Origin of the sequence: [Scytonema hofmanni] UTEX 2349 (assembly GCF_000582685.1) — a bacterium.
Classification (GTDB): Bacteria; Cyanobacteriota; Cyanobacteriia; order Cyanobacteriales; family Nostocaceae; genus Hassallia; species Hassallia hofmanni.
Genome location: NZ_KK073769.1, coordinates 62,122 through 82,772, shown reverse-complemented (window position 1 = coordinate 82,772; position 20,651 = coordinate 62,122). Strand labels below are relative to the sequence as shown.

Annotated in this window: 19 protein-coding genes and 1 pseudogene; 11 read left to right on the top strand and 9 right to left on the bottom strand. The window is 40.6% G+C overall.

Annotated elements, in window-relative coordinates:
* The first annotated feature begins 129 nt into the window (after positions 1-129).
* Positions 130-504 carry a hypothetical protein gene (locus TOL9009_RS0130125; RefSeq protein ID WP_029637162.1) on the top strand — a complete coding sequence of 125 codons (375 nt, stop codon included), beginning with the start codon at positions 130-132 and terminating at the stop codon, positions 502-504.
* A 104-nt stretch (positions 505-608) separates the two neighbouring features.
* On the opposite strand, the gene TOL9009_RS0130120 is transcribed toward TOL9009_RS0130125, so the two are convergent.
* Positions 609-959, bottom strand: a complete 351-nt coding sequence (locus TOL9009_RS0130120; protein WP_029637161.1) for an ArsR/SmtB family transcription factor — start codon at positions 957-959, stop codon at positions 609-611.
* 37 nt (positions 960-996) lie between these two features.
* Between TOL9009_RS0130120 and trxA the strand changes: the two genes are divergently transcribed.
* The 6 genes and pseudogenes from trxA to TOL9009_RS40990 form a co-directional block, all read left to right on the top strand.
* A complete protein-coding gene (trxA, locus tag TOL9009_RS0130115; protein ID WP_398345577.1) occupies positions 997-1,374 on the top strand; it encodes a thioredoxin in 378 nt (125 codons plus the stop codon).
* 335 nt (positions 1,375-1,709) lie between these two features.
* Complete coding sequence (locus TOL9009_RS0130110) at positions 1,710-2,798, top strand: alkene reductase (protein ID WP_029637159.1); 1,089 nt, start codon at positions 1,710-1,712, stop codon at positions 2,796-2,798.
* Positions 2,799-2,977: 179 nt separating this feature from the next.
* Positions 2,978-4,054, top strand: a complete 1,077-nt coding sequence (locus TOL9009_RS0130105) for an NADH:flavin oxidoreductase/NADH oxidase (protein WP_029637158.1) — start codon at positions 2,978-2,980, stop codon at positions 4,052-4,054.
* Between the two features lie 86 nt (positions 4,055-4,140).
* On the top strand, positions 4,141-4,806 hold the full coding sequence (locus TOL9009_RS0130100) for a nitroreductase family protein (protein ID WP_029637157.1): 666 nt from the start codon (positions 4,141-4,143) through the stop codon (positions 4,804-4,806).
* Between the two features lie 99 nt (positions 4,807-4,905).
* Positions 4,906-5,604: a glutathione binding-like protein gene (locus TOL9009_RS0130095; RefSeq protein ID WP_029637156.1), complete on the top strand. Its 699-nt coding sequence runs from the start codon at positions 4,906-4,908 to the stop codon at positions 5,602-5,604.
* 138 nt (positions 5,605-5,742) lie between these two features.
* Positions 5,743-6,012: pseudogene (locus tag TOL9009_RS40990) on the top strand (Uma2 family endonuclease); the annotation flags it as partial.
* Positions 6,013-6,075: 63 nt separating this feature from the next.
* Here the strand turns inward: TOL9009_RS40990 and TOL9009_RS0130085 are convergent.
* The 5 genes from TOL9009_RS0130085 to TOL9009_RS0130065 all read right to left on the bottom strand — a co-directional run bounded on the left by TOL9009_RS0130085 (position 6,076) and on the right by TOL9009_RS0130065 (position 12,588).
* Positions 6,076-6,624, bottom strand: coding sequence for a hypothetical protein (locus TOL9009_RS0130085; RefSeq protein ID WP_029637155.1), 549 nt, complete (start codon positions 6,622-6,624; stop codon positions 6,076-6,078).
* A gap of 267 nt (positions 6,625-6,891) precedes the next feature.
* On the bottom strand, positions 6,892-7,449 hold the full coding sequence (recR, locus tag TOL9009_RS0130080) for a recombination mediator RecR (RefSeq protein ID WP_029637154.1): 558 nt from the start codon (positions 7,447-7,449) through the stop codon (positions 6,892-6,894).
* A gap of 313 nt (positions 7,450-7,762) precedes the next feature.
* Positions 7,763-8,554 carry a pentapeptide repeat-containing protein gene (locus TOL9009_RS0130075; protein ID WP_029637153.1) on the bottom strand — a complete coding sequence of 264 codons (792 nt, stop codon included), beginning with the start codon at positions 8,552-8,554 and terminating at the stop codon, positions 7,763-7,765.
* 10 nt (positions 8,555-8,564) lie between these two features.
* Positions 8,565-9,206, bottom strand: a complete 642-nt coding sequence (locus TOL9009_RS0130070; protein ID WP_029637152.1) for a hypothetical protein — start codon at positions 9,204-9,206, stop codon at positions 8,565-8,567.
* A gap of 163 nt (positions 9,207-9,369) precedes the next feature.
* Entirely contained in the window at positions 9,370-12,588 is a 3,219-nt protein-coding gene (locus TOL9009_RS0130065) for a hypothetical protein (protein ID WP_051503151.1), read from the bottom strand.
* A 299-nt stretch (positions 12,589-12,887) separates the two neighbouring features.
* Here TOL9009_RS0130065 and TOL9009_RS0130060 point away from each other — a divergent pair, with 299 nt between their 5' ends.
* Together TOL9009_RS0130060 and TOL9009_RS0130055 are read left to right on the top strand one after the other, a co-directional pair.
* Positions 12,888-13,574 (top strand): hypothetical protein, encoded by a 687-nt coding sequence (locus tag TOL9009_RS0130060; RefSeq protein ID WP_029637150.1) that lies wholly within the window; start codon positions 12,888-12,890, stop codon positions 13,572-13,574.
* Between the two features lie 126 nt (positions 13,575-13,700).
* Complete coding sequence (locus TOL9009_RS0130055; RefSeq protein ID WP_029637149.1) at positions 13,701-14,564, top strand: M4 family metallopeptidase; 864 nt, start codon at positions 13,701-13,703, stop codon at positions 14,562-14,564.
* A gap of 83 nt (positions 14,565-14,647) precedes the next feature.
* On the opposite strand, the gene psbA is transcribed toward TOL9009_RS0130055, so the two are convergent.
* The 3 genes from psbA to TOL9009_RS0130040 all read right to left on the bottom strand — a co-directional run bounded on the left by psbA (position 14,648) and on the right by TOL9009_RS0130040 (position 17,759).
* On the bottom strand, positions 14,648-15,730 hold the full coding sequence (psbA, locus tag TOL9009_RS0130050; protein ID WP_029637148.1) for a photosystem II q(b) protein: 1,083 nt from the start codon (positions 15,728-15,730) through the stop codon (positions 14,648-14,650).
* Positions 15,731-15,983: 253 nt separating this feature from the next.
* Positions 15,984-16,334, bottom strand: a complete 351-nt coding sequence (locus TOL9009_RS0130045) for a histidine triad nucleotide-binding protein (RefSeq protein WP_029637147.1) — start codon at positions 16,332-16,334, stop codon at positions 15,984-15,986.
* A gap of 132 nt (positions 16,335-16,466) precedes the next feature.
* A complete protein-coding gene (locus TOL9009_RS0130040) occupies positions 16,467-17,759 on the bottom strand; it encodes a hypothetical protein (protein ID WP_029637146.1) in 1,293 nt (430 codons plus the stop codon).
* 283 nt (positions 17,760-18,042) lie between these two features.
* Between TOL9009_RS0130040 and TOL9009_RS0130035 the strand changes: the two genes are divergently transcribed.
* Complete coding sequence (locus TOL9009_RS0130035; RefSeq protein WP_029637145.1) at positions 18,043-19,056, top strand: hypothetical protein; 1,014 nt, start codon at positions 18,043-18,045, stop codon at positions 19,054-19,056.
* Between the two features lie 31 nt (positions 19,057-19,087).
* Positions 19,088-20,626: a YifB family Mg chelatase-like AAA ATPase gene (locus TOL9009_RS0130030; RefSeq protein ID WP_029637144.1), complete on the top strand. Its 1,539-nt coding sequence runs from the start codon at positions 19,088-19,090 to the stop codon at positions 20,624-20,626.
* Positions 20,627-20,651 lie beyond the last annotated feature (25 nt).

The following is a 20,651-nucleotide window of genomic DNA, read 5'->3' as shown; positions in this document are numbered from 1 at the left end:
TCAAGCAGACGTGATATGATAATGCGATCGCATGGACTTGCAAGCATTAAATCACCTTTTTTTCACCTTACTGTTATATATTTTGTTTGAATGGGTACATTAAATATATAATTTATTACCTATGCTACTATGCCTACTCCAGATAGAACACGTCGCTTGTCTCCTCATCTGATTAGTCAAGATATTGACTCATTGCACGGTTTGCAAACCGTCACTAGCTATGATACACCCCGTACTGATGCCTCTAGGACAAAGTTACAGGAAGCTTATCAGGCTATGTTGACGCAACAACAAGCCGAAACCGAGAAACTAACTTTATACCGTGCTGCTGCCGATGCTGCCCGATTAGCAGAGTGGGAATTTCACAATACTGTATTAGCGATGAAAGAAGTCGTGCGTGGGCAATATGGAACAGATAGCGATGAAGCTCAAGCGGTTGGACTGAAGAAGAAATCAGAACGCAAACGTCCTAGCCGCAAGAAGATGAGTGCGATCGCAAGTTAACTTGTCACGAATGAGGGGAGGGGAAGAAAGAATTGTCTCCTTGTTGTCAGCAGTGTCATTTCATTTGCAACTTGAGAAAATCTGTTTCCCTTTTTCACCATTATTTAAAGTGAAGCGCTTTTTATACCCGTTTCCTCTTGACAAATTTGCATCGGTTGAGCCGATCGCAATACCGCATCCAATAAACCCGGAAACAATTCGTTTATTTCCTCGCGCCGTAGCATGTTAATATGCTGTGTGCCTTCTTTGCGCGTCAAGACTAACCCCGATTGGCGCAAAATTTTAAAGTGATTAGACATGGTAGATTTGGCGATCGCAAAATCAAACCCCGCACACGGTTGCGCTCCCACAGTCGCTAGCAACCGCACAACCTCCAACCTCACCGGATCGCCTAAAGCATACAGCACTCTTGGTAAAGAAATATCTTTTCTGTCTGGGTGATAAAGAAATCTCATAGTTGCACAATCTCGTAAAATAAACTATATTTAATTTATTCGATTATATCGAACTAACGAATATTACAGGAGGACAGCTATGTCATCCGTTACAAACGTAACAGAAGCCAGCTTTAAGCAAGAAGTCCTAGAAAGTGAAATTCCCGTGTTAGTGGACTTTTGGGCACCTTGGTGCGGTCCTTGTCGGATGGTGGCGCCAGTAGTCGATGAGTTTGCTGGCGAACACATAGGACAAGTGAAAGTAGTGAAACTGAATACAGATGAAAACCCCACTGTCGCTAGCCATTATGGAATTCGCAGCATTCCGACACTATTAGTGTTTAAAGGTGGTCGGCAAGTAGATACAGTTGTTGGTGCAGTACCCAAAACAACCTTGACTAAGACTTTAGCACAGTATCTGGGTGCTAGGGATTAGGGACTGGGGACTGGGGATTAGGAGACAGGGAGACAAGGGGACTAGGAGACAAGGAGAAAATTCTTCTTTCTCTCCATTCCCGTATCTCCCCCTCTTTCCTTGCTTCATTAATCTACGGTGTACACACAAGTCGAATTACCCCCCTTAATCCCCCCGATGTATTGGGGGGAAATTAGAAAATCTTGTTCCCTCACGCCACTTGCTACAACGGGGGGAACCCCCGCAACGCAGTGGCTCCCCTTTATAAGGGGAGGGTTAGGGTGGGGTAATTCAAGGACTGCTAGTGATTCGATAACTTGTGTGTACACCCTAGCGTTCATTAATAGAGGTAACTTATGAATACCAATATCAATTTACTTTCTCCGTACAAGTTAGGTGAACTTGAATTACCTAACAGAATTGTAATGGCTCCCTTGACGAGACGAAGGGCAGGTGAGGGAAACGTTCCGTATCAGCTAAACGCTGAGTATTACGTTCAACGAGCAACTGCTGGACTGATTATTGCCGAAGCAACTCAGATTTCTCCTCAAGGACAGGGGTATCCGAATACACCGGGCATTTATTCAGCAGAACAGGTGGCAGGTTGGCAATTGGTGACAGATGCGGTGCATCAGCACAAAGGAAGAATTTTTCTGCAACTGTGGCACGTTGGTAGAATTTCTCACCCAGATTTGCAACCGGATGGAGCCTTACCTGTGGCGCCGAGTGCGATCGCTCCCCAAGGACAAGTGTTAACTTATGAAGGGATGAAACCTTATGTTACTCCCCGCGCTTTGGAAACTGAGGAGATTCCAGAGATTGTAGAACAGTATCGCAAAGCAGCGGTAAATGCTTTAGAAGCTGGGTTTGATGGGGTAGAAATTCACAGCGCAAATGGTTATTTAATTGACCAGTTTCTCCGCGATGGTACGAATCAACGCACAGATAAGTATGGCGGTTCAATTGAAAATCGCGCCCGACTTTTGCTAGAAGTAACAGAAGCAGTAACTAATGTATGGGGTGCTAACCGAGTAGGGGTGCGGCTTTCTCCTAGCGGTACGATGAACGATATACGTGATTCTAACCCGTTGGAAACATTTGGTTATGCGGCTGAAGCACTGAATAGATTTGATTTAGCATATCTGCACATCTTTGAAGCGATAGAATCAGATATCAGACATGGGGCAACGGTGGTGCCAACCAGTCATCTGAAAGAGCGCTTTCAAGGTACACTAATCGTCAATGGCGGTTATAACAAAAGCAGAGGTGATGCTGTTTTGTCAACAGGTGCGGCTGATTTAGTTGCATTTGGTACTTTGTATATAGCGAATCCCGATCTACCTCAACGTTTTGCGTTGAATGTACCGTTAAATCAACCAGATCCGACAACGTTTTACGGTGGTGGGGAAAAAGGATACACAGATTATCCAGCGATCGCTAGTTGAGCTATTCTACTAATGTGAATAAGAGAGCAGCAATATGCACATACAGCATTGATTGTTGAATTTTATCTAGGACTTACGCACTCTTTGGAGTAACGAACCGCAGAGGACACAGAGAACACAGAGTTTGAGAGAGTTTGAGAGAGTTTTTGCTGTCTGCAAACAATACAGGGACAAAAATCATGCCACACTTATTCGATTCTTATCAACTCAAAAGCGTCACATTACGCAACCGGATTGGTGTTTCGCCGATGTGCCAATATAGTTCAGATGATGGAATGGCTAACGATTTCCATTTAGTTCATCTTGGTTCGCGGGCAGTAGGTGGTGCAGGATTAATTATCGCTGAAGCTACCGCTGTGGAACCACGAGGACGCATCACACCAAAAGATGCGGGAATTTGGTCAGATAAGCACATTGAACCACTACACCGCATCAACAAGTTTATCAAAGAACATGGTGCTGTACCAGGAATTCAGCTAGCCCACGCAGGACGTAAAGCCAGCGCAGCACGTCCGTGGGAAGGGGATAATTCTCTTAAAGATGAAGAAGGGGGTTGGGAGACAATAGCACCAAGTGCGATCGCCTTTGATAATGATAAGTTATGGCGAGTTCCCAATGAAATAACACACGAAGATATTCAGCAAATACAGGATAATTTTCGATCTGCTACAGTGCGATCGCTTGAAGCTGGATATGAATGGTTAGAATTACATTTTGCCCACGGTTATTTAGCACACAGCTTTTATTCACCGCTATCTAATAAACGTACAGATGAATATGGCGGTAGTTTTGAAAATAGAATTCGCTTTTTGCTAGAAACAACCCGCGCTGTCAGGGAAGTTTGGTCTGATCGCTTGCCTTTAACTGCTAGATTATCATGTTCTGATTGGGTAGAAGGCGGCTGGACAATTGATGATTCGGTGGAATTGTCGAAAAAGCTAAAAGCTGAAGGTGTCGATTTGATTGATTGTAGTTCGGGTTTCAACACTCCCGATATCAAAAATATTCCCTTTGGTTCTGGTTGGCAAATTCCCTTTTCTGAAAAGATTCGTCACGATGCCGACATTGCTACCGCTGCTGTGGGATTGATTACTAGCCCCATGCAAGCCGATGAAATTATCCGCAATAATCGTGCAGATATTGTATTATTAGCAAGGGAATCATTACGTGACCCTTACTGGGCTTATCACGCTTCCCAAGAACTTCGCAAGAAAAATATTGCTACATTGCCGATACAATATGCAAGTTGGCTGTAAAAAGCTGCAACTTTTAAACAAAGCCTAGGAAATAAGTTAATTTCTTGCTTTGTGCTGACTTTCCTCGATTATTATCCCATAAATACATGAATCCAATCACGCAAGTTCAATCTTTAGATGTACCAAGCGCGATCGCTCAACGTCGTTCGATCAAAAGTTTCAAATCAGACCCCATATCAAAAGAACTGCTACATCAACTAGTTGAGTTGACTGTAGCGGCACCCAGCAGTTATAATATTCAAGATTGGCGAATTGTGCTTGTCCAAGATGAAGGGCAAAAAGCAGCTTTATGTGCAGCATCTTGGAATCAACAACAAATCATCCAAGCACCTGTTAGCTTTGTTTTTGCTTGCGATCCCTACGCTGGGGAAAAAGATTTAACTCCAGTTTATGAGCAGGGATTACAAACTGGCGCTTGGAATGAAGGTACGGTAAACTATTTTAAAACAGCTATTCCGCAGTTTCATGGCGCACTAGGAGACAAACGACGAGAATACGCCATCAAAGATGCGATGATTGCAGCGACACACTTAGTATTAGCGGCAGAAAGTCTGGGTTTATCCACCTGTTTCATGAACGGCTGGATTGAAGACAAAGTAAAAGAAGTAATTGGTGCTGCTGAGAATCCTGATTTAGCGATCGCTGTTGTTGTTCCTGTTGGTTATGCAGCAGAACCACGTCTCAATCCCGGTCGTTTGCCATTTCCTTACAACGTCTTTGTAGACAGATTAGGCAACCCCTACGAAGGTTAACACGGTAAAGACGTTCCGGCGGAACGTCTCTACAGTATGTGTGATTATTAGGACATGATATAACCTGTAAAATCATCACCAAATCAGGAGGAATTACAAATGATTGAGCTTTACTATTGGACAACCCCCAACGGACATAAAATCACCATATTCCTTGAGGAAGTTGGATTGCCTTATAATATTATTCCGGTAAACATCGGTGCAGGCGAGCAATTTCAACCTGATTTTCTCAAGATTTCCCCTAATAATCGCATTCCAGCAATAATTGACCGCGAACCTGCAATTGGTGGTGAACCGATTTCCGTCTTTGAATCTGGGGCAATCTTATTATATTTGGCAGAGAAAACCGGTAAGTTGATTTCCGCAGACTTGCGCGATCGCGTTGAAACCTTGCAATGGTTATTCTGGCAAATGGGAGGACTCGGACCAATGGCAGGGCAGAATCACCATTTCGTTCAATACGCACCTGAAAAGATTGAGTATGCGATTAATCGCTATGTCAATGAAACAGGGCGTTTATATGGAGTGCTAAATAAGCGATTAGCAGATAGAGAATTTGTCGCTGGTGATTATTCTATCGCAGATATTGCCGCTTATCCCTGGATTGTCGGCTATGAACGCCAAAATCAGAAATTAGAGGATTTTCCCAACTTGAAGCGCTGGTTTGAAGCTATAAAAGCACGTCCGGCAACAATTCGCGCCTATCAAAAGGCAGAAGCATTTAAAAATCAAGCGCTAGATATTGAGAAATCGCGGGAGTTATTATTTAACCAATCAGCGAAGACGATTCAGCCATAAGTGCCTTAATTAGTACATACAGAATTTCACAAGTTCGTAGCGTTATATAGAATAGTCTGTAGGCTAGTGTTTCATGTCATTAATTCTGATGGTCTGCAAGATCCCCGACTTCTTGGAGAAGTTGGGGATCTGACCACTCATGGTGCAGATCGTTCACCTGATGCTGCTTGGATAAAAGGTGAACAAAAAGAAAAATTTCCCCCCATTTCTCCTGATTTTGTCATTGAGCTACTTTCACCAAGTGATAGTTTGAAGGTTGCACAAGAAAAGATGAGGGAATATTTAGATAATGGGGTACGTTTAGGTTTGTTAATTAATCGTAAATCTCGACAAGTTGAGATTTATAGACAAGGGCAAAAAGTTGAAGTATTAGATTCTCCTGCCACGTTATCCGGAGAAAATATTTGAAATGGTTTCGTCTTAAATTTGGGCATGATTTGGTAATACTAAGCATGGGATTTCAATAAAACTTTAGCTCGTCGTAGTAAGCGATTTATCGCTTTCTTTCCCCTCTTCTTTCTTCAAATGGCGCCTACCCCAAGGCTTGAGAACTGAAATAGCAACGATCGCACTTACAAAAAAAGTCTGAATAATCCCACCTATAATCACTCCCTTTTGGTCAAATATATACAGCGGATTTTGCAGCGCTTGTAATCTGTCGGCTTCCGAAATTGCAGTTACAGCGTTTACCCAGGGACCCAACCAAATAGTACCTGTGACAATCAGTGTTACCGTTGCTACCCACTTAACAATTACCCAGTAATGTTTAAAAAATCCCCAAATCGTCAGCCAACAAAGCAGTCCACCTGTAAAGAGCGATAAGTTAGCAGAGGGAATAATTACAAAGTCATCTAGTACTTTGAGAATCGAATTTATTGCATACAACTCATCACCATTCGCAGTGTTGCGGTTACTCCAGGCAATGATAACCATACACAAAGCAGTTCCAAACCAAATACCTCCAAAGGCAACATGGAAGGATAACAACCAATTTTTTTGCTTGACACTTAGCTTCTTCATAGGAGTTGGCAAGATTTTGTAAAGTTTGGTGATCAATAAAAGAATGTAGTGTTACCACTGTCTTCGAGAACCTTAATTAGGTGGCTAATGACAGAGTTATACCAATTATTTGTGAAGCTGCATAGAATTTGACCCCACCCCGCGAAACCCCTCCACGAAGAGCGTGGAGGGGAAAATCCGGTTCCCTCCCCGCTTGCGGGGAGGGTTAGGGTGGGGTTCTTTCTATGCGTCTTCACAAATAATTGGTATTACATAATAAACTAATAACTAATCTAACTCCCGGCGCCCTTCCAAAGCTCTTGCTAGCGTCACCTCATCAGCGTATTCCAAATCGCCACCCACAGGCAAACCAAAAGCAATCCGCGTCACTTTGGTAAATGGCTTGATTAATTGACCAATATATAATGTCGTCGTTTCTCCTTCGACACTGGGACTGATTGCCAGAATAACTTCTTTGGGCTTATCTTTACTTACCCGTCGCACCAAAGCTTGCAGAGTTAACTGTTCTGGACCAATTCCATCTATGGGAGAAATCACCCCACCTAAGACATGATATTTGCCTTTGAACTCGCGGGTTTTTTCTAGTGCAATCAAATCGCGAGAATCAGCAACCACACAAATAGTGCTATTGTCACGGTTGGAGTTGCGGCAGATTTCACAAACAGGTTCAGAAGATAAGTGAAAGCAGACAGAACACAAGCCTATCTGTTTTTTTGCTTCAATTAAAGCTTGTGCTAAATCTTCTACTTCTGATTCTGGACGCTTCAAGATGTGCAGCGCTAGACGTTGGGCAGTTTTTGGACCTACTCCTGGCAAGCGTTGCAGTTGCTCAATTAACCGTGCTAAAGGACGTGCGTAAACCGTTGCCTTATCTCCAGTATTTTCCTACTATTACTATAATGACATTTTTCGGGATTTTGGCTTTACATCTTTTCCGCGTCTAGGTCTATAGCGCTTCTCGGTTGTGTGCAATACGCGGTTTAGAGACGCGAAATTTGGCATCTTTACATTTATTTTTTGAATATGTACAGCATATTTCAGGTAAATGAGGTACATGCATAAAATCCAAAACCCTGTAAAGACGTTCCGCCGGAACGTCTCTACATTATTGTATTAAATGTGTACGATATCACTTAATTTATTTAGGCATAATTGTTTCTTGAAGATTGGCACCGCTGAAGTTAGCCCATTTAATTTTAGCTCCTCTGAGGTTAGCGCCTTTCAAATTAGCGCCTGCGAAGTTCGCACCATTTAAGTTAGTCCATCTCAAGTTAGCTTTGCTCAAGTTAGCTTCACTCAAGTTAGCTTTGCTCAAGTTAGCACCACCCAGGTGAGCAGAACTCAAATTAGCTTTGTACAAATCAGCTTTATAAAGATAAGCCCCGATTACTTCCGCTTCATACAGATTTGCTTGGCTTAAGTCAGCTTCACTCAAGTTAGCTTCCATCAGGTTTGCAAAAGACAGGTTAGCCCGACAAAGCTTTACCGCTTCTAAATCAGCACCTCTCAAGTTAGCTTTGCTCAAGTCAGTGCCAATTAAATTAGCATAAGCGATCGCAGCATCTTTCAGATTTGCCTCACTCAAATTAGCTCCAATCAGATTGGCATAACTCAAATCTGCTTGTGTCAGTGTAGCACCGCTGAAGTTAGCAACACTCAAATTAGCTTCACTCAAATTAGCACTGCTCAAGTTAGCACTGCTCAAATTAGCACTGCTCAAGTTAGCACCACTGAGGTTTGCTCGCACAAGTAAAGCATTACTCAAATCCACCCGGCTCAAGTTTACCCCTTCGAGGTTTGCACCTCTGAGATTATACCCAGAGAGGTTCGCAGCGCTGAGGTCTGGTTCAATCTGGGGATTTTTCTTTCTCCACTCAGTCCATGTAACTGCACCTGCTTTTAGTAAAGCTAAATGCTCTTGATTTGCCATGATATTTAGTTTACTCCTGACGCCCACCCTGAAGATTTGCCCGACCAGGGACACTTTCAATCGCTGCTAACGCTCCTTGAGCACCTGCGAGAATATCACGTTCATGTCCACCTAAGTAAAGCCGTCCAAAACTCCCTACAGCTTGCACCTCAAGAATATTAATGGATGCCGCTTTCTCAGCTTCATTCGCGGCAAGTGCAGCGTAAGCAGCAGGTTCAACTTCTAAAACATACAGCGTTTGTCCGGCAAGTAGTAACTGTCCGCGTCGCGTGCGATTAATAAGTTGTGTTTGATAAGCATCAATATTGCGGATAATCTGAGTGGAAACGACACGCGGTTTCAGACATTCTTCTTTTTTAACTCCTAACATTGCCAAAACCGCTTGACCAGCAGCTCGCGTTTCACCTTGGGAGGCAGAATGAACTTCTAATAAGCCGTAGAGTCGTTCAACTACCTGCACTCCCGGACGAACAGAAGCAGATTTGAGTGCGACATCGGTAATTTTATTAATTTCAATACCAGGGGAGATTTCAATCCAGAGCGATGTATCTCCTGGTAATGGCAAGAAACCTTGGGCTACTGTTCCTATATATGCTGCGTGTTGAGGTTGCAGGCTGTCGAGAAAGACGAAACTGCGTAGTTCTATTCCCAAAGTTTAGTTCTCCAGTCATGTTGCGATGTATGTGGGTAACTTTAAACTACCATAAGGTTCGGTGGATGCATAAGCCTAGTTGGGTGGACAACAACTTACATATTTACTCACATTTGATTGTTTATGAGGAATCTAAAGCTTTAGTTTTTGAATTGGAAACATCCTAAACTTTCACCTCACTCTCCCCACGCATAATCTTGAAAATATCTCTAACAATTTTGTTGCGAATCTCCATTAAGCTGTCAAAACTAAGTTTTTTAACTTGGAGTTGTTCAAAATAATCAACGAGGCGATCGCAATGGCTTTCTAAGTGTCCATTGTATCGTTTTTGTCTACAGGCACTGTCTAAAATAGATTGATTAGAGCTAGTTGGTAAAGTCTTTAGTAGCTGATTTATTTCTTGCCAATCAAAAGTGGAATTATATAAAAGCAAAATAGATTTACAGGTAGCTGCCCAAATTTTTCCTAACTCTGCAAACTGAGTTAAGCGGTGAGGATAAAGTCCTCTGACTAAACAATCTCCTTCACTAAAGATTCTTTCTAAATAAAATGTTTCATCATCAGGATTTCTTCTTCCTTTATTTCCATCTTCAGCGATTGCCGAACAATATGTAAACATTCTGATAGCTTTTTTAATTCTTAACGCTAGTTGACTTTCATTTTCATCATCACATAGTTCCAACATTCCCATGCCAAATAACAGAATACATGAATGTGTTCCAAATAGGTAGGTAGATTTATTATCGTCAGTACAAATTTTCTTCAAAATCGAAAAATCAATATTTATAACATTATTTTCTGATTCGTAAATCTGCTCAGAATCAGCGCTTTGCTCACTTAACTCTTGAATGAGAGGTACGACTTGGATTAGTATATCTCCGTAATTTTTATAATATTTACCATGTATACTCACCTCCGTTATTCTGCCCCCATTATCTTTAATCTGTTGATAGGATTTTTTGCCAATATTTTTATAACAAATTAAAGCATGTTCTATCAGTCGTTTAGCCCAATCTAGACATTCTTCTCTAGTAAATTCTGTAGGAGATGGTTGATAATCTCCCAAATAAGCCACCATAATATAGCACCAACTTTGGTACGCAGACCAATAAGCATAAATTGCCGGATTCCCATCTCTAGCTGCATAAATTCGTGCCTTTTCTAAAAGGCTTATAGGCTTTATCAGACCATCCCATCTACCTCCAGCACGGTCTGTATAAGAAGATGTAAATATATAAAGCTTCGCTCGGTGCGCGTATACTCTTGATAAAAGATAAAAGAATGGATGAAAATTACTTTGAACACAAGCACTGATAGCATAATACTTTTTTAAAATATTTTTCAGATATTTTTCTGCATTATCTAAACTATCTGTAGCTGATCGAGTAGCAGTAGCACGATCTGAGTGTAATTGACGATTTTCTACATCTTCTAAATCTGTCAAATAATAATATCTAAATTTACAAAGCTCATATTTGGCAAACATGAAATCATCAAAGCATTTATTAGTACCTTTTTTGGCATTTTCAATGTGGGGTATCAAAACATCAAGATATTTCTTAGCAATCCGGTAAAGTCCTTCCTTGAGATAATTTTCAGTTATACTTAAGTGAGCATTGTAAGCAACTGCACTCCAAGGCTTTCCCTCATCTATTTCTACAAAATTTAACTGACTATTCGCACTACGATATCTACCTCGAAAAACTGTCTGATTTAAATAACCTTCCATCGCTTTTAAAGAAAATGGATAAAAATCCAAATAACTTTCTGCTTTTCTGAGTGCATTAATTTCTTCGACTCGATTGCACAGTTCGGTAAGATATACTACAGGATTTATCCCAGTCTGTTTAATTGCTCTTAATCTAGCTTGTAGTGCAGCCTTAGCAGCTATTTCAACAGAATCAAAACCGCAGTATTCACCGTAAGCAGTTTCATCGCTGCGGATAATTTCCTCATAATTTTTATTTAGATTAATTGCTTTATCAATATCATCTTTCTTACAGAGATTAACTAAACTATAAGACCAAACTAGACTAGAACTACCAAAAAACTCGTTGTTAGTTAAAAGATTACGAGCCACTGGTAAATAATTACTTAATGTGGGAATATCCGAGAATAATACTCTATTGATTGCAGAAATAATATGATAAATAGGACTGCCAATTCCAGTAATTTCTTCAAAAAACTCTAATTTATTTTCATTTTGATTAAAGAAACTTATTTGATGATATTCTCCTTCAATCCAAGCTTGATAATTATCTGGTACTTTTACATAAAAATGTATTTTTAATTTATAAGCAAATTGTCTTTCTAACCCAACAACGTCCTCTTTATCTTCTTCATCATCTAGCAAAAGTGGATTGAGCAAGCCAAACTTTTGTTCTTCGGTCTTTACATAAAGAGGTAAAGGATGTATTTTTTTAATTTCTAATTGCTTAAGATGAATAGGAAACTCATCGGTGAGTATCTCATTTTCTACAAGAGAGCGAGTTAAATGTTCTATAAAATTATGAGGCAATAAGCTGATATCTGGTTGTAGCTCATCTCTATCATCTTTCAAAAGAGATTTATATTGTCTAAAGCCTGTTTGCAACTCAATTCGACTTATTTCACGACAAACTTTGTTGACCAATTCTTTAGTTTTTTGTATCTTTAAGTCTTGAACTATTCCCTGATAATGGTCTTCTAGTAGAGTTTCAACATTTATTTTAATTATATCTGTGATTAACAAAGGTAAATATGATTTATTTTTTAACTCTAATTTTTTGAAGGAATTGTAAAATAAATTTGTAACTCTTTTGTAGAAAGGTATGATATCTTCAGTTTTTAAACCCTTGACCGGATCGGTAACAATTGCCAAAAATTCTTGTAGCATTGGTTCTCCTGGATGTACGGAAAGGTTTAATTTTTCCTTTTCTTCCAGAGTTAGTTGATAAAACTTGCGAAATGCTTTTAATTTTTCCGCTCTAGTTAAAATTCGAGGAACTTCAGATTCTGGAGTGTTTAATCTTTTTTTAGCCCAGTAAGTTTGTATTCCGGCTAAAATTTCGACTAACTTACCTAAAGTTAATCCTGGAACTACAGAGACTCTTTCTTCCTCACTATAGTATTCAGGAAGTACGGAACGTAAAACACGCCTGATAAAAATCCGGTTCTTTTTTTGATCCCATTGTTCAGCAATACTGCTTTCATTGGGTTTAGCGTTTTCTCGCTTTTCATTTATCCCAAGGTCAGTTAAACATTCCAATAAGTATTTATATACAGACTTATCCCTCTGTTGATCTTCAAGAGAGCGTCTTCCTAAATTTTGTAAATCTTGATCAGATGACTCATGATTTGGTAAGTTATCCATATTTGCGGATTTTTTAGTTGTTTTTGCCATACTTAAGTTTTTGAGTTCGCTTTAATTAAATGTACATAAAGTTTATTATTTTTCCTTGCATTTTGTACATAATGTACACAGAAATACAAAAAAATGGCTCTTGATATGCTAATGTAAAGAATTAAAGCCTAATTAGGTTATATTATGGTGTTGCGATCGCTCTAACCATATTTAAATTTTATACATTTTGTACAATACTAATTTTTTAGTTGTACACCTTGAAGTGTATCCCTAAATTATGTATAAACAAGTAATCGCACATAACACGAGAACAACTAAGCGGGATTAAACCAAACTTCATGAATAAAAATGGTATGAAAACTTTCACTTTCCATACCGATGACCAAATTTCAGCATTCAAGCCTCATGGTATTGATGATCTCGTCAATGTACTGAGGAGAGCTGACTTAGAAGGAAAAATGCTAATAGACATGTTCAAGGAAGTGGGAGATAGCTTAATGCCAGTACTGGAGGAAGCATTACTGGAAGTTAAACCTACAAGAGGTTTTGCTGTATCTCACAAACCAATCCACGAGTCGAAGTTGGAAGGGGTATCCGTTAAAACTTGGCAGAGCACTAAGACATATACAATTAAGTTTCGCCAAAGGTATAAAGATATTCCCGTGTATGGCGCTCTTGTAACACTGGAAGTTGACGATAACTACGATTTGCTGGCAATCAACTCAGCTATTGGCGATCCTAGTGGCATTGACGCATCCCCCAAGTTGAAGCCTGAGAAACTTAAGGAGTTAATTCAGAAGCTGACAAAGCATGATTTGGGAAATTTGGATTTAACTGCCAGTGTCTATTACTACTTTGACACTAAATTTAAGAACTGGCGCTTAGTGTATGTCGTTGAGAACCCATTTCAAAATACTAATGCTCCTCCTAAGTCTGAATCAATACCAGAAATGGTAGACTATATAATTGATGCTCATACGGGAGATTTAGTTTCTGAGCTACCCCGTGTGAAGACTATTAGATAAAGTTTTCAGGGAGAATCTCGGTTGGCGCAGTATCAGGAAGAGCTACTAATTAATTTAGTCAACAGCGTACCTTTTCTTCTGAAGATAAACCGCAACCACGGATATATTTAGAGGATGCAATAGTGGATGGTACTTACGTATTATTTTAATTATGCTATAGATAATGCTCTTCCCGGTAGAGAAATAGTCAATCCTCCTCAAGAGCAAACCTTTAACGCTCATAATAATGTTTTTAACGTTAAAAGATTCTTTAGAGATGTACTGGAACATTCTTTAGAAGATGAAGAAACAGAAGTTTACATCTCTAGTATTATGTGTGTTGAAGACCCTCACCCCAATTACCAAGAAGATAACTGTGCTTACTGGCACGATCACCTACAGCAAGCATTTTTCGGGCAGTGTTTTATCCAAAATGACAAACTGCGTTCTTTAGCTATAGCTCAAGATATTGTTGCTCATGAATTTGGTCACGGATTGACCAGTTGGACTGCCAAGCTTGTATATAAAGACGAATCAGGGGCACTGGACGAGTCCTTCGCAGATATTTTTGCTATCTTAGTTGCTAATTACAACATACTTAATATTGGCATGTGGAACTGGGAAATAGGACGCGGATTTGGTCAAAACGGTCAAGCAATTAGGGATTTAAGTTTTCCCCCTAGATACGGTCATCCCCAACACATGAACAATTACAAGTATTTGCGTGACGATCACGGTGGAGTTCACTTTAATTGCGGAATTCACAATAAAGCAGCTTATAATTTGCTGACTTCGCAAGATAATGAAAATAACTATCTTTTCGATCCAGAATCTGCCGCTGTACTTTTTTATCAAGCATTAATACAACTGGGTGAAACCTCTACTTTCATTGATAGCCGTCGTGCTATTCAGCAAGTGGGAAAAACCCTATTTCGCAACAATCCTAACAGGGATGAAAAGCTTCAAGCGATCGCTACAGCTTTCGATAGAGTGGGAATTTTCTTGGAATAAGTATTCTAACAAAAAAGCGCCCCCGAAATTTCGGGAGGCGCTTTTTAATTTGTAGAGACGTTCCACTGGAACGTCTCTGAAGATTAACCGTTGATAGCAGGTGCAGTCAATGCTACAGGAGCGAAGTCAGCAGCAGCCAAATCTAGAGGGAAGTTGTGAGCGTTGCGCTCGTGCATTACTTCCATACCCAAGTTAGCGCGGTTGATTACGTCAGCCCATGTGTTGATGACGCGACCACTTGAATCAATTACTGATTGGTTGAAGTTGAAACCATTCAGGTTGAAAGCCATTGTGCTTACACCCAAGCTGGTGAACCAGATGCCAACTACTGGCCATGCTGCCAAGAAGAAGTGCAAAGAGCGGCTGTTGTTGAATGAAGCGTATTGGAAGATTAAGCGACCGAAGTAACCGTGTGCTGCAACGATGTTGTAGGTTTCTTCTTCTTGACCGAATTTGTAACCGTAGTTTTGTGATTCGGTTTCGGTTGTTTCACGAACCAAGGAAGAGGTTACTAGACTTCCGTGCATTGCAGAGAATAGGCTACCACCGAATACACCAGCTACACCTAATTGGTGGAAGGGGTGCATCAAGATGTTGTGTTCTGCTTGGAACACAATCATGAAGTTGAAGGTTCCAGAGATACCCAAAGGCATACCGTCAGAGAATGAACCTTGTCCGATTGGGTAGATCAAGAATACTGCGGTTGCTGCTGCTACTGGAGCAGAGAATGCTAGGCAGATCCAAGGACGCATACCTAAGCGGTAAGAAAGTTCCCATTCACGACCGAGGTAGCAGAATACGCCGATCAAGAAGTGGAATACTACCAATTGGTAAGGACCACCGTTGTACAACCACTCATCTAAGGAAGCTGCTTCCCAAATTGGGTAGAAGTGCAAGCCAATTGCGTTGGAGGAAGGAACAACTGCACCAGAGATAATGTTGTTTCCGTAAATCAAAGAACCAGCTACGGGTTCGCGGATACCATCGATGTCTACTGGAGGTGCTGCGATGAACGCAATGATGAAGCAGGTGGTTGCAGCTAGCAAGGTGGGGATCATCAATACACCGAACCAGCCGATGTATATGCGGTTTTCTGTGCTGGTGATCCAGGTACAGAAGCGCTCCCATACGTTGGCGCTTTCGCGTCTTTGTAAGGTAGTGGTCATGAGTTTATGATTGCTTTATTTGTGTATGAATTTGGGAGGTAGGTGTTTGCCCCTCTTGTTTATTAGATTAGAGGAATAGTTTAGATTTGTAAAGGTTTTTTAATTAATTTTGTATTATGTGAGTCATTTGTTTTTCTTATATAAGCTAGAGACGCGGTGAATTGTTCCTCTATAATATAGACGTGGAAAAAGAAAGAGACGTAGCATTGCTACGTCTCTACAAGGGTTCTGGGTAATGCATAGTTAATATTTATTAACCAGGAGGCCAAGCCATGTGACGCCCTCCTAATATATGTAAATGTAAATGATAGACACTTTGACCACCATCAGAATCTGTGTTGATGACAACACGATAACCGTTGGTGAGTCCAACTTCTTCGGCAACGCGCTTTACGGTTAATAAAAGATGCCCTAAAAGATCGCGATCGCTTTCTTGGACATCAGCTAGTTTGACAATGGGTTTTTTGGGAATAACAAGGATATGAACCGGTGCTTGGGGTTGAACGTCTTTAAATGCCAGTACTAAATCATCCTCATAAACAATGTCTGCGGGAATTTCGCGACGGATAATTTTACCGAAAATCGTGTCTGTGGTTTCACTCATGCCGATTTACCTGCTCATCTGCTACAGATTCTGTCATGTTTTGTATTTCGCTTTGCGTAAAATTAATTGAGGGTTAAGATTTAAACGCAAAGGCACGCGGAGGTAAGCGCAAAGGTACGCGGAGAATTTGTGTTATGAGGCTAGTGGTTGTTGATGTTTGAAGTACCAGTAGAGGTTGGCAACAGTGAAATCTGGTATTTCCTGCCAGTTTGAAGGGGCTAAAGCTTTATATCCAGACGCTGTTGCTTGCTGACTAATGTAGGATTCATGCCCTTGACGTAAGTTAGGCTTCAACATAAATTTTAGCTGATCTCGCAGAGATGCTGAATGAGATTTTTGCTTCAATTTCTCATAAAGTAATACTTCTGGGGGTATTGAATCGGCAGTTGGGTCAGCGATCGCATCAGTGCCAACACTAACTTCTGAAGTATCAAAATCAGCACTTTGGAGGAGTTTTATTTCTGATGGAGGTAGTAAGCGCTTCCAATTTACATTATTTTGCCACGAGTTTAGTACGGCTAAATCATGGTCGCAAATCCGCGCAATCTCAGGAAAGAGAAAATCAAGCTCATCATCTGTTTTACACAAATCAATTAAACTAAGGCTATCTTGACGGATTTTAGCTTGGAGAATTGAAAGGCGATCGCTCACTACTTCATATGCACCCCGCAGTTGATATGTCAAGGTAATTGTCTGGTCAATAGCCCAAGCGCACTCGAATCTACGCAGTTTTCCCGCAGCACAGATATCATTATATAATTGCGGATTGTTATAATCTGCTATAGCTTTACGTAACATTCCTTCTACACCGACAAGAGCCGCATTTCTATCAGTTGCATCTGGTAACATTAATGTATTTCTAAGCCAATTAACTGCCTCAATAAAGTGTCCATAAGCCTGAGCTAGAATGGTGCGATGATGCTTAAACTCAATATCCTGGGCAACCTGGTCAATGTGTTTTAGAATTTCTGCTCCTTGGTCTTCTAAGACTTCTTTCATATCAATAAAGCCGTCTTTAACTTCCAACCGCAGCAGCTTCACGTCTTCCCTCAATTTCAAGGTTTGGTGCAGGTTCACGGCTGATAAGACTACAGCTGCTACAGTTCCAACACCTATCACCGCTGTAGTTGCTTGTAAAACTCCTACGCTTACCTGGAGCGCGTTAAGCATTGCGTAGTTTTTTTGAAATCCCAGGTGAGTTTGAATCATCTCCAAGCCACCCATAGCTACCTGTACAGGGGCAAATAAAGGGTTAACAGGAGAACCAATTACGTTGGTTCCAAGACCAACTGCCTGAGCTACAAATTTACCTGTTGCTTTGTCTCTAACTATGCCCAGTAACTGACCTGTAACTGTATTACGAACAATCTCATACTTTCCAGAGTCAATTAGCGCTTGGATTGCAGGAGCAAACTGAAACAGCATATTTTTAAAGGGTTTAAAGATAATTTTTTACAGCCTAGCTTGTCCTATTGGCAAAGATAACGGTATTTTTACGTAGTTAGTTTCAGTTAAATCTGGGCATATTAAATTACGAGCAACTATATCAGTTCTCGGTTGAGTGAAATACAAACCTAACCCCCTACCCCCTTCCCTACAAGGGAAGGGGAAAAAGCCCCTCTCCTCGTAAGAGAGGGGTTGGGGAGAGGTCAGAGTGTATTGGATTCAATTCCAAACCGCTATATATCAATTCTAGGAAAAGATTATTGTGAATAACTACTTCAACACCTTTGAGAATATTACCCAATCTTTTGAGCAATTATTGAAGGATGAGCATAATTCTTTAGAAATTAAGCAATCTGCTACAAGTCTGAAAAACTCAGTTAAACCGTGTATTGAAGAACTAAAAAAATCGGCTACTAAACTCCAAGAGTTAATTTTAGTCTGTTCTAACGATCTATACCATGCTGAGAATATTTGGCAGAGCAAGCCAATGATTGCGTCAGCAGCAAAACCTGAAATATGGGAACAGCTTGGGGAGATTAGTGGGCGTTCTATTAAAATTCGGCAACTAGGAATTCAATGTAAAAATGAAGCAGTCAAACAAGCAAAACAATCTTGGGATAAACAAATAGAGTACTTGAGAACGAAATGGTTTATTGATGCAAAAGGTCAGCAGAAGAAAGGAGTCGGTTGGGATGATAAAAAATATTTTAGTAATGATATTAAGTTATACGTAAACAATTTATATGAAAAAATAGCTCGAATAATCGAAGAAGGATTAATTTTGGTTTATCAAAAACTTATAAATATGAATTTAGAATCATGCCAGTACTATGTCAATATGCTAGACCAGCAGAAAAAAGCTGACTTAAATAAACAGATAGACTTAATAATTATTGAAATTGAAAATAAGTTCAATAATCCCATAGAAAATTTACCTGAATATCATTTAGAGTTAAAAATGAGTGTTAGCCAAAATTTAAAAGCTTTGGTAGAGCCGTGGGGTGATATCTGCTGGGTTGACGTTGTTAAGTTTCAAAATAACGTTTCCGTAGAAATTGAGAACTTTATCACAGCCATTTTTGATGACAGAATTAAATTAGCGACTGAAACTATGACAAAAGCGATCGCATTTTACAATGACTTCCTAGAGCAACAAGAGCGATATCAGCAAGAAACACCAGAACAGCGTGAAGCTGAAAAAGCTTGGATTTACCAACAGCGTCAGCAATTGACGCAGATACAGGATGGGATTTCAGTCATTCTCAACGCTGGTTGATACATAACTTAATAATCGTTCTAGGGAATATATGCTTGCGAGAGTTTGGAGTGCATCAATTGTTGGCATCGACGCCGTTAAGGTTGGTGTAGAAGTCGATGTATCGGGGGGTTTGCCGGGAATTATCGTGTTAGGATTGCCCGACGCTGCTGTACAAGAATCGAAAGAAAGAGTCAAGGCAACTTTGAAAAATGCTGGTTTTGCCTTTCCGATGCGAAAGATTGTAATTAATCTGACCCCGGCTGATTTACGCAAGGAAGGTCCCTGTTTTGATTTGCCTATCAGCGTGGGCATTTTGGCAGCTTCGGAACAAATCAGCGCTGAATTGTTGGGAGATTATCTTTTTTTAGGAGAAGTTTCCCTGGATGGAAATTTACGGGCTGTTGCCGGTGTTCTACCCATCGCTGCGACTGCTGAAAAGATGGGAATTACAGGTTTGGTTGTCCCGGTTGATAATGCCCAAGAAGCTGCTGTGGTTGAAGGATTGAAAGTTTATGGCTTTAATAATATATCTGATGTGGTACATTTTTTAAATAATCCAGGTTCTCATAAACCTGTGGAGTTTGATAATACATCACAGATATCACCTAAGCCTTTAGATTCCTTTAGCAGCGCAGATTTAAACGATGTTAAGGGACAAGCACATGCGCGTCGTGCTTTAGAAATTGCCGCAGTTGGGGGACACAATTTAATTTTTGTCGGACCACCTGGTAGTGGTAAAACGATGTTAGCTAGGCGCTTACCGACCATTTTACCACCTTTGGTATTCGCTGAGGCTTTGGAGGTGACGCAGATTCATTCGGTGGCAGGATTGTTGAAAAATCGCGGGACTTTGGTACGCGATCGCCCTTTTCGCAGTCCTCATCACTCAGCTTCTGGTCCTTCCCTAGTTGGTGGTGGTAGTTTTCCCCGTCCTGGAGAAATATCTTTAGCACACAGAGGTATTCTTTTTCTGGATGAATTGACAGAATTTAAACGTGATGTCTTAGAATTTCTCCGTCAACCTTTGGAAGATGGTTACGTTACCATATCACGGGCAAAGCAATCGGTAACGTTTCCCGCACAATTTACATTGGTGGCAAGTACCAATCCTTGTCCTTGCGGCTATTATGGCGATACTATCCAACAGTGTACATGTTCGCCACGACAAAGAGAACAATATTGGGCAAAGCTTTCGGGTCCGTTGATGGATAGAATTGATTTGCAAGTTGCAGTTAATCGGTTGAAGGCAGAGGAAATTACTCAACAACCCACAGGAGAATCATCTGCAAGTGTGCGGGAGAGGGTACAACAAGCGCGAGAAAGAACTACAAATAGATTCAAAGATGAAATTAATCTGCGTTGCAATGCACATATGCAGAGCGGACATCTGCACAAATGGTGTAAGTTAGATGATGTTAGTCGCAATTTGTTAGAAGCCGCAATTAAGAAATTAGGCTTATCGGCAAGAGCAAGCGATCGCATTCTCAAAGTAGCACGCACAATTGCAGATTTGGCGGGAGATGATGACCTGAAAGCAAATCATGTCGCAGAAGCAATTCAATATCGCACAATCGATAGAATGCAGTAGCAATGTTGCGATCAACAGCAAGACT

Excerpts from the sequence above, each read along its gene's own strand:
- TOL9009_RS0130040 (WP_029637146.1), bottom strand. The coding sequence starts at position 17,759 with ATGCTGTTTCAGTTTGCTCCTGCAATCCAAGCGCTAATTGACTCTGGA.
- TOL9009_RS0130110 (WP_029637159.1), top strand. The coding sequence starts at position 1,710 with ATGAATACCAATATCAATTTACTTTCTCCGTACAAGTTAGGTGAACTT.
- TOL9009_RS0130055 (WP_029637149.1), top strand. The coding sequence starts at position 13,701 with ATGGTACTTACGTATTATTTTAATTATGCTATAGATAATGCTCTTCCC.
- TOL9009_RS0130095 (WP_029637156.1), top strand. The coding sequence starts at position 4,906 with ATGATTGAGCTTTACTATTGGACAACCCCCAACGGACATAAAATCACC.
- TOL9009_RS0130125 (WP_029637162.1), top strand. The coding sequence starts at position 130 with ATGCCTACTCCAGATAGAACACGTCGCTTGTCTCCTCATCTGATTAGT.
- psbA (WP_029637148.1), bottom strand. The coding sequence starts at position 15,730 with ATGACCACTACCTTACAAAGACGCGAAAGCGCCAACGTATGGGAGCGC.
- TOL9009_RS0130045 (WP_029637147.1), bottom strand. The coding sequence starts at position 16,334 with ATGAGTGAAACCACAGACACGATTTTCGGTAAAATTATCCGTCGCGAA.
- TOL9009_RS0130065 (WP_051503151.1), bottom strand. The coding sequence starts at position 12,588 with ATGGCAAAAACAACTAAAAAATCCGCAAATATGGATAACTTACCAAAT.
- TOL9009_RS0130085 (WP_029637155.1), bottom strand. The coding sequence starts at position 6,624 with ATGAAGAAGCTAAGTGTCAAGCAAAAAAATTGGTTGTTATCCTTCCAT.
- TOL9009_RS0130100 (WP_029637157.1), top strand. The coding sequence starts at position 4,141 with ATGAATCCAATCACGCAAGTTCAATCTTTAGATGTACCAAGCGCGATC.
- TOL9009_RS0130075 (WP_029637153.1), bottom strand. The coding sequence starts at position 8,554 with ATGGCAAATCAAGAGCATTTAGCTTTACTAAAAGCAGGTGCAGTTACA.
- TOL9009_RS0130030 (WP_029637144.1), top strand. The coding sequence starts at position 19,088 with ATGCTTGCGAGAGTTTGGAGTGCATCAATTGTTGGCATCGACGCCGTT.
- TOL9009_RS0130060 (WP_029637150.1), top strand. The coding sequence starts at position 12,888 with ATGAATAAAAATGGTATGAAAACTTTCACTTTCCATACCGATGACCAA.
- TOL9009_RS0130105 (WP_029637158.1), top strand. The coding sequence starts at position 2,978 with ATGCCACACTTATTCGATTCTTATCAACTCAAAAGCGTCACATTACGC.
- TOL9009_RS0130120 (WP_029637161.1), bottom strand. The coding sequence starts at position 959 with ATGAGATTTCTTTATCACCCAGACAGAAAAGATATTTCTTTACCAAGA.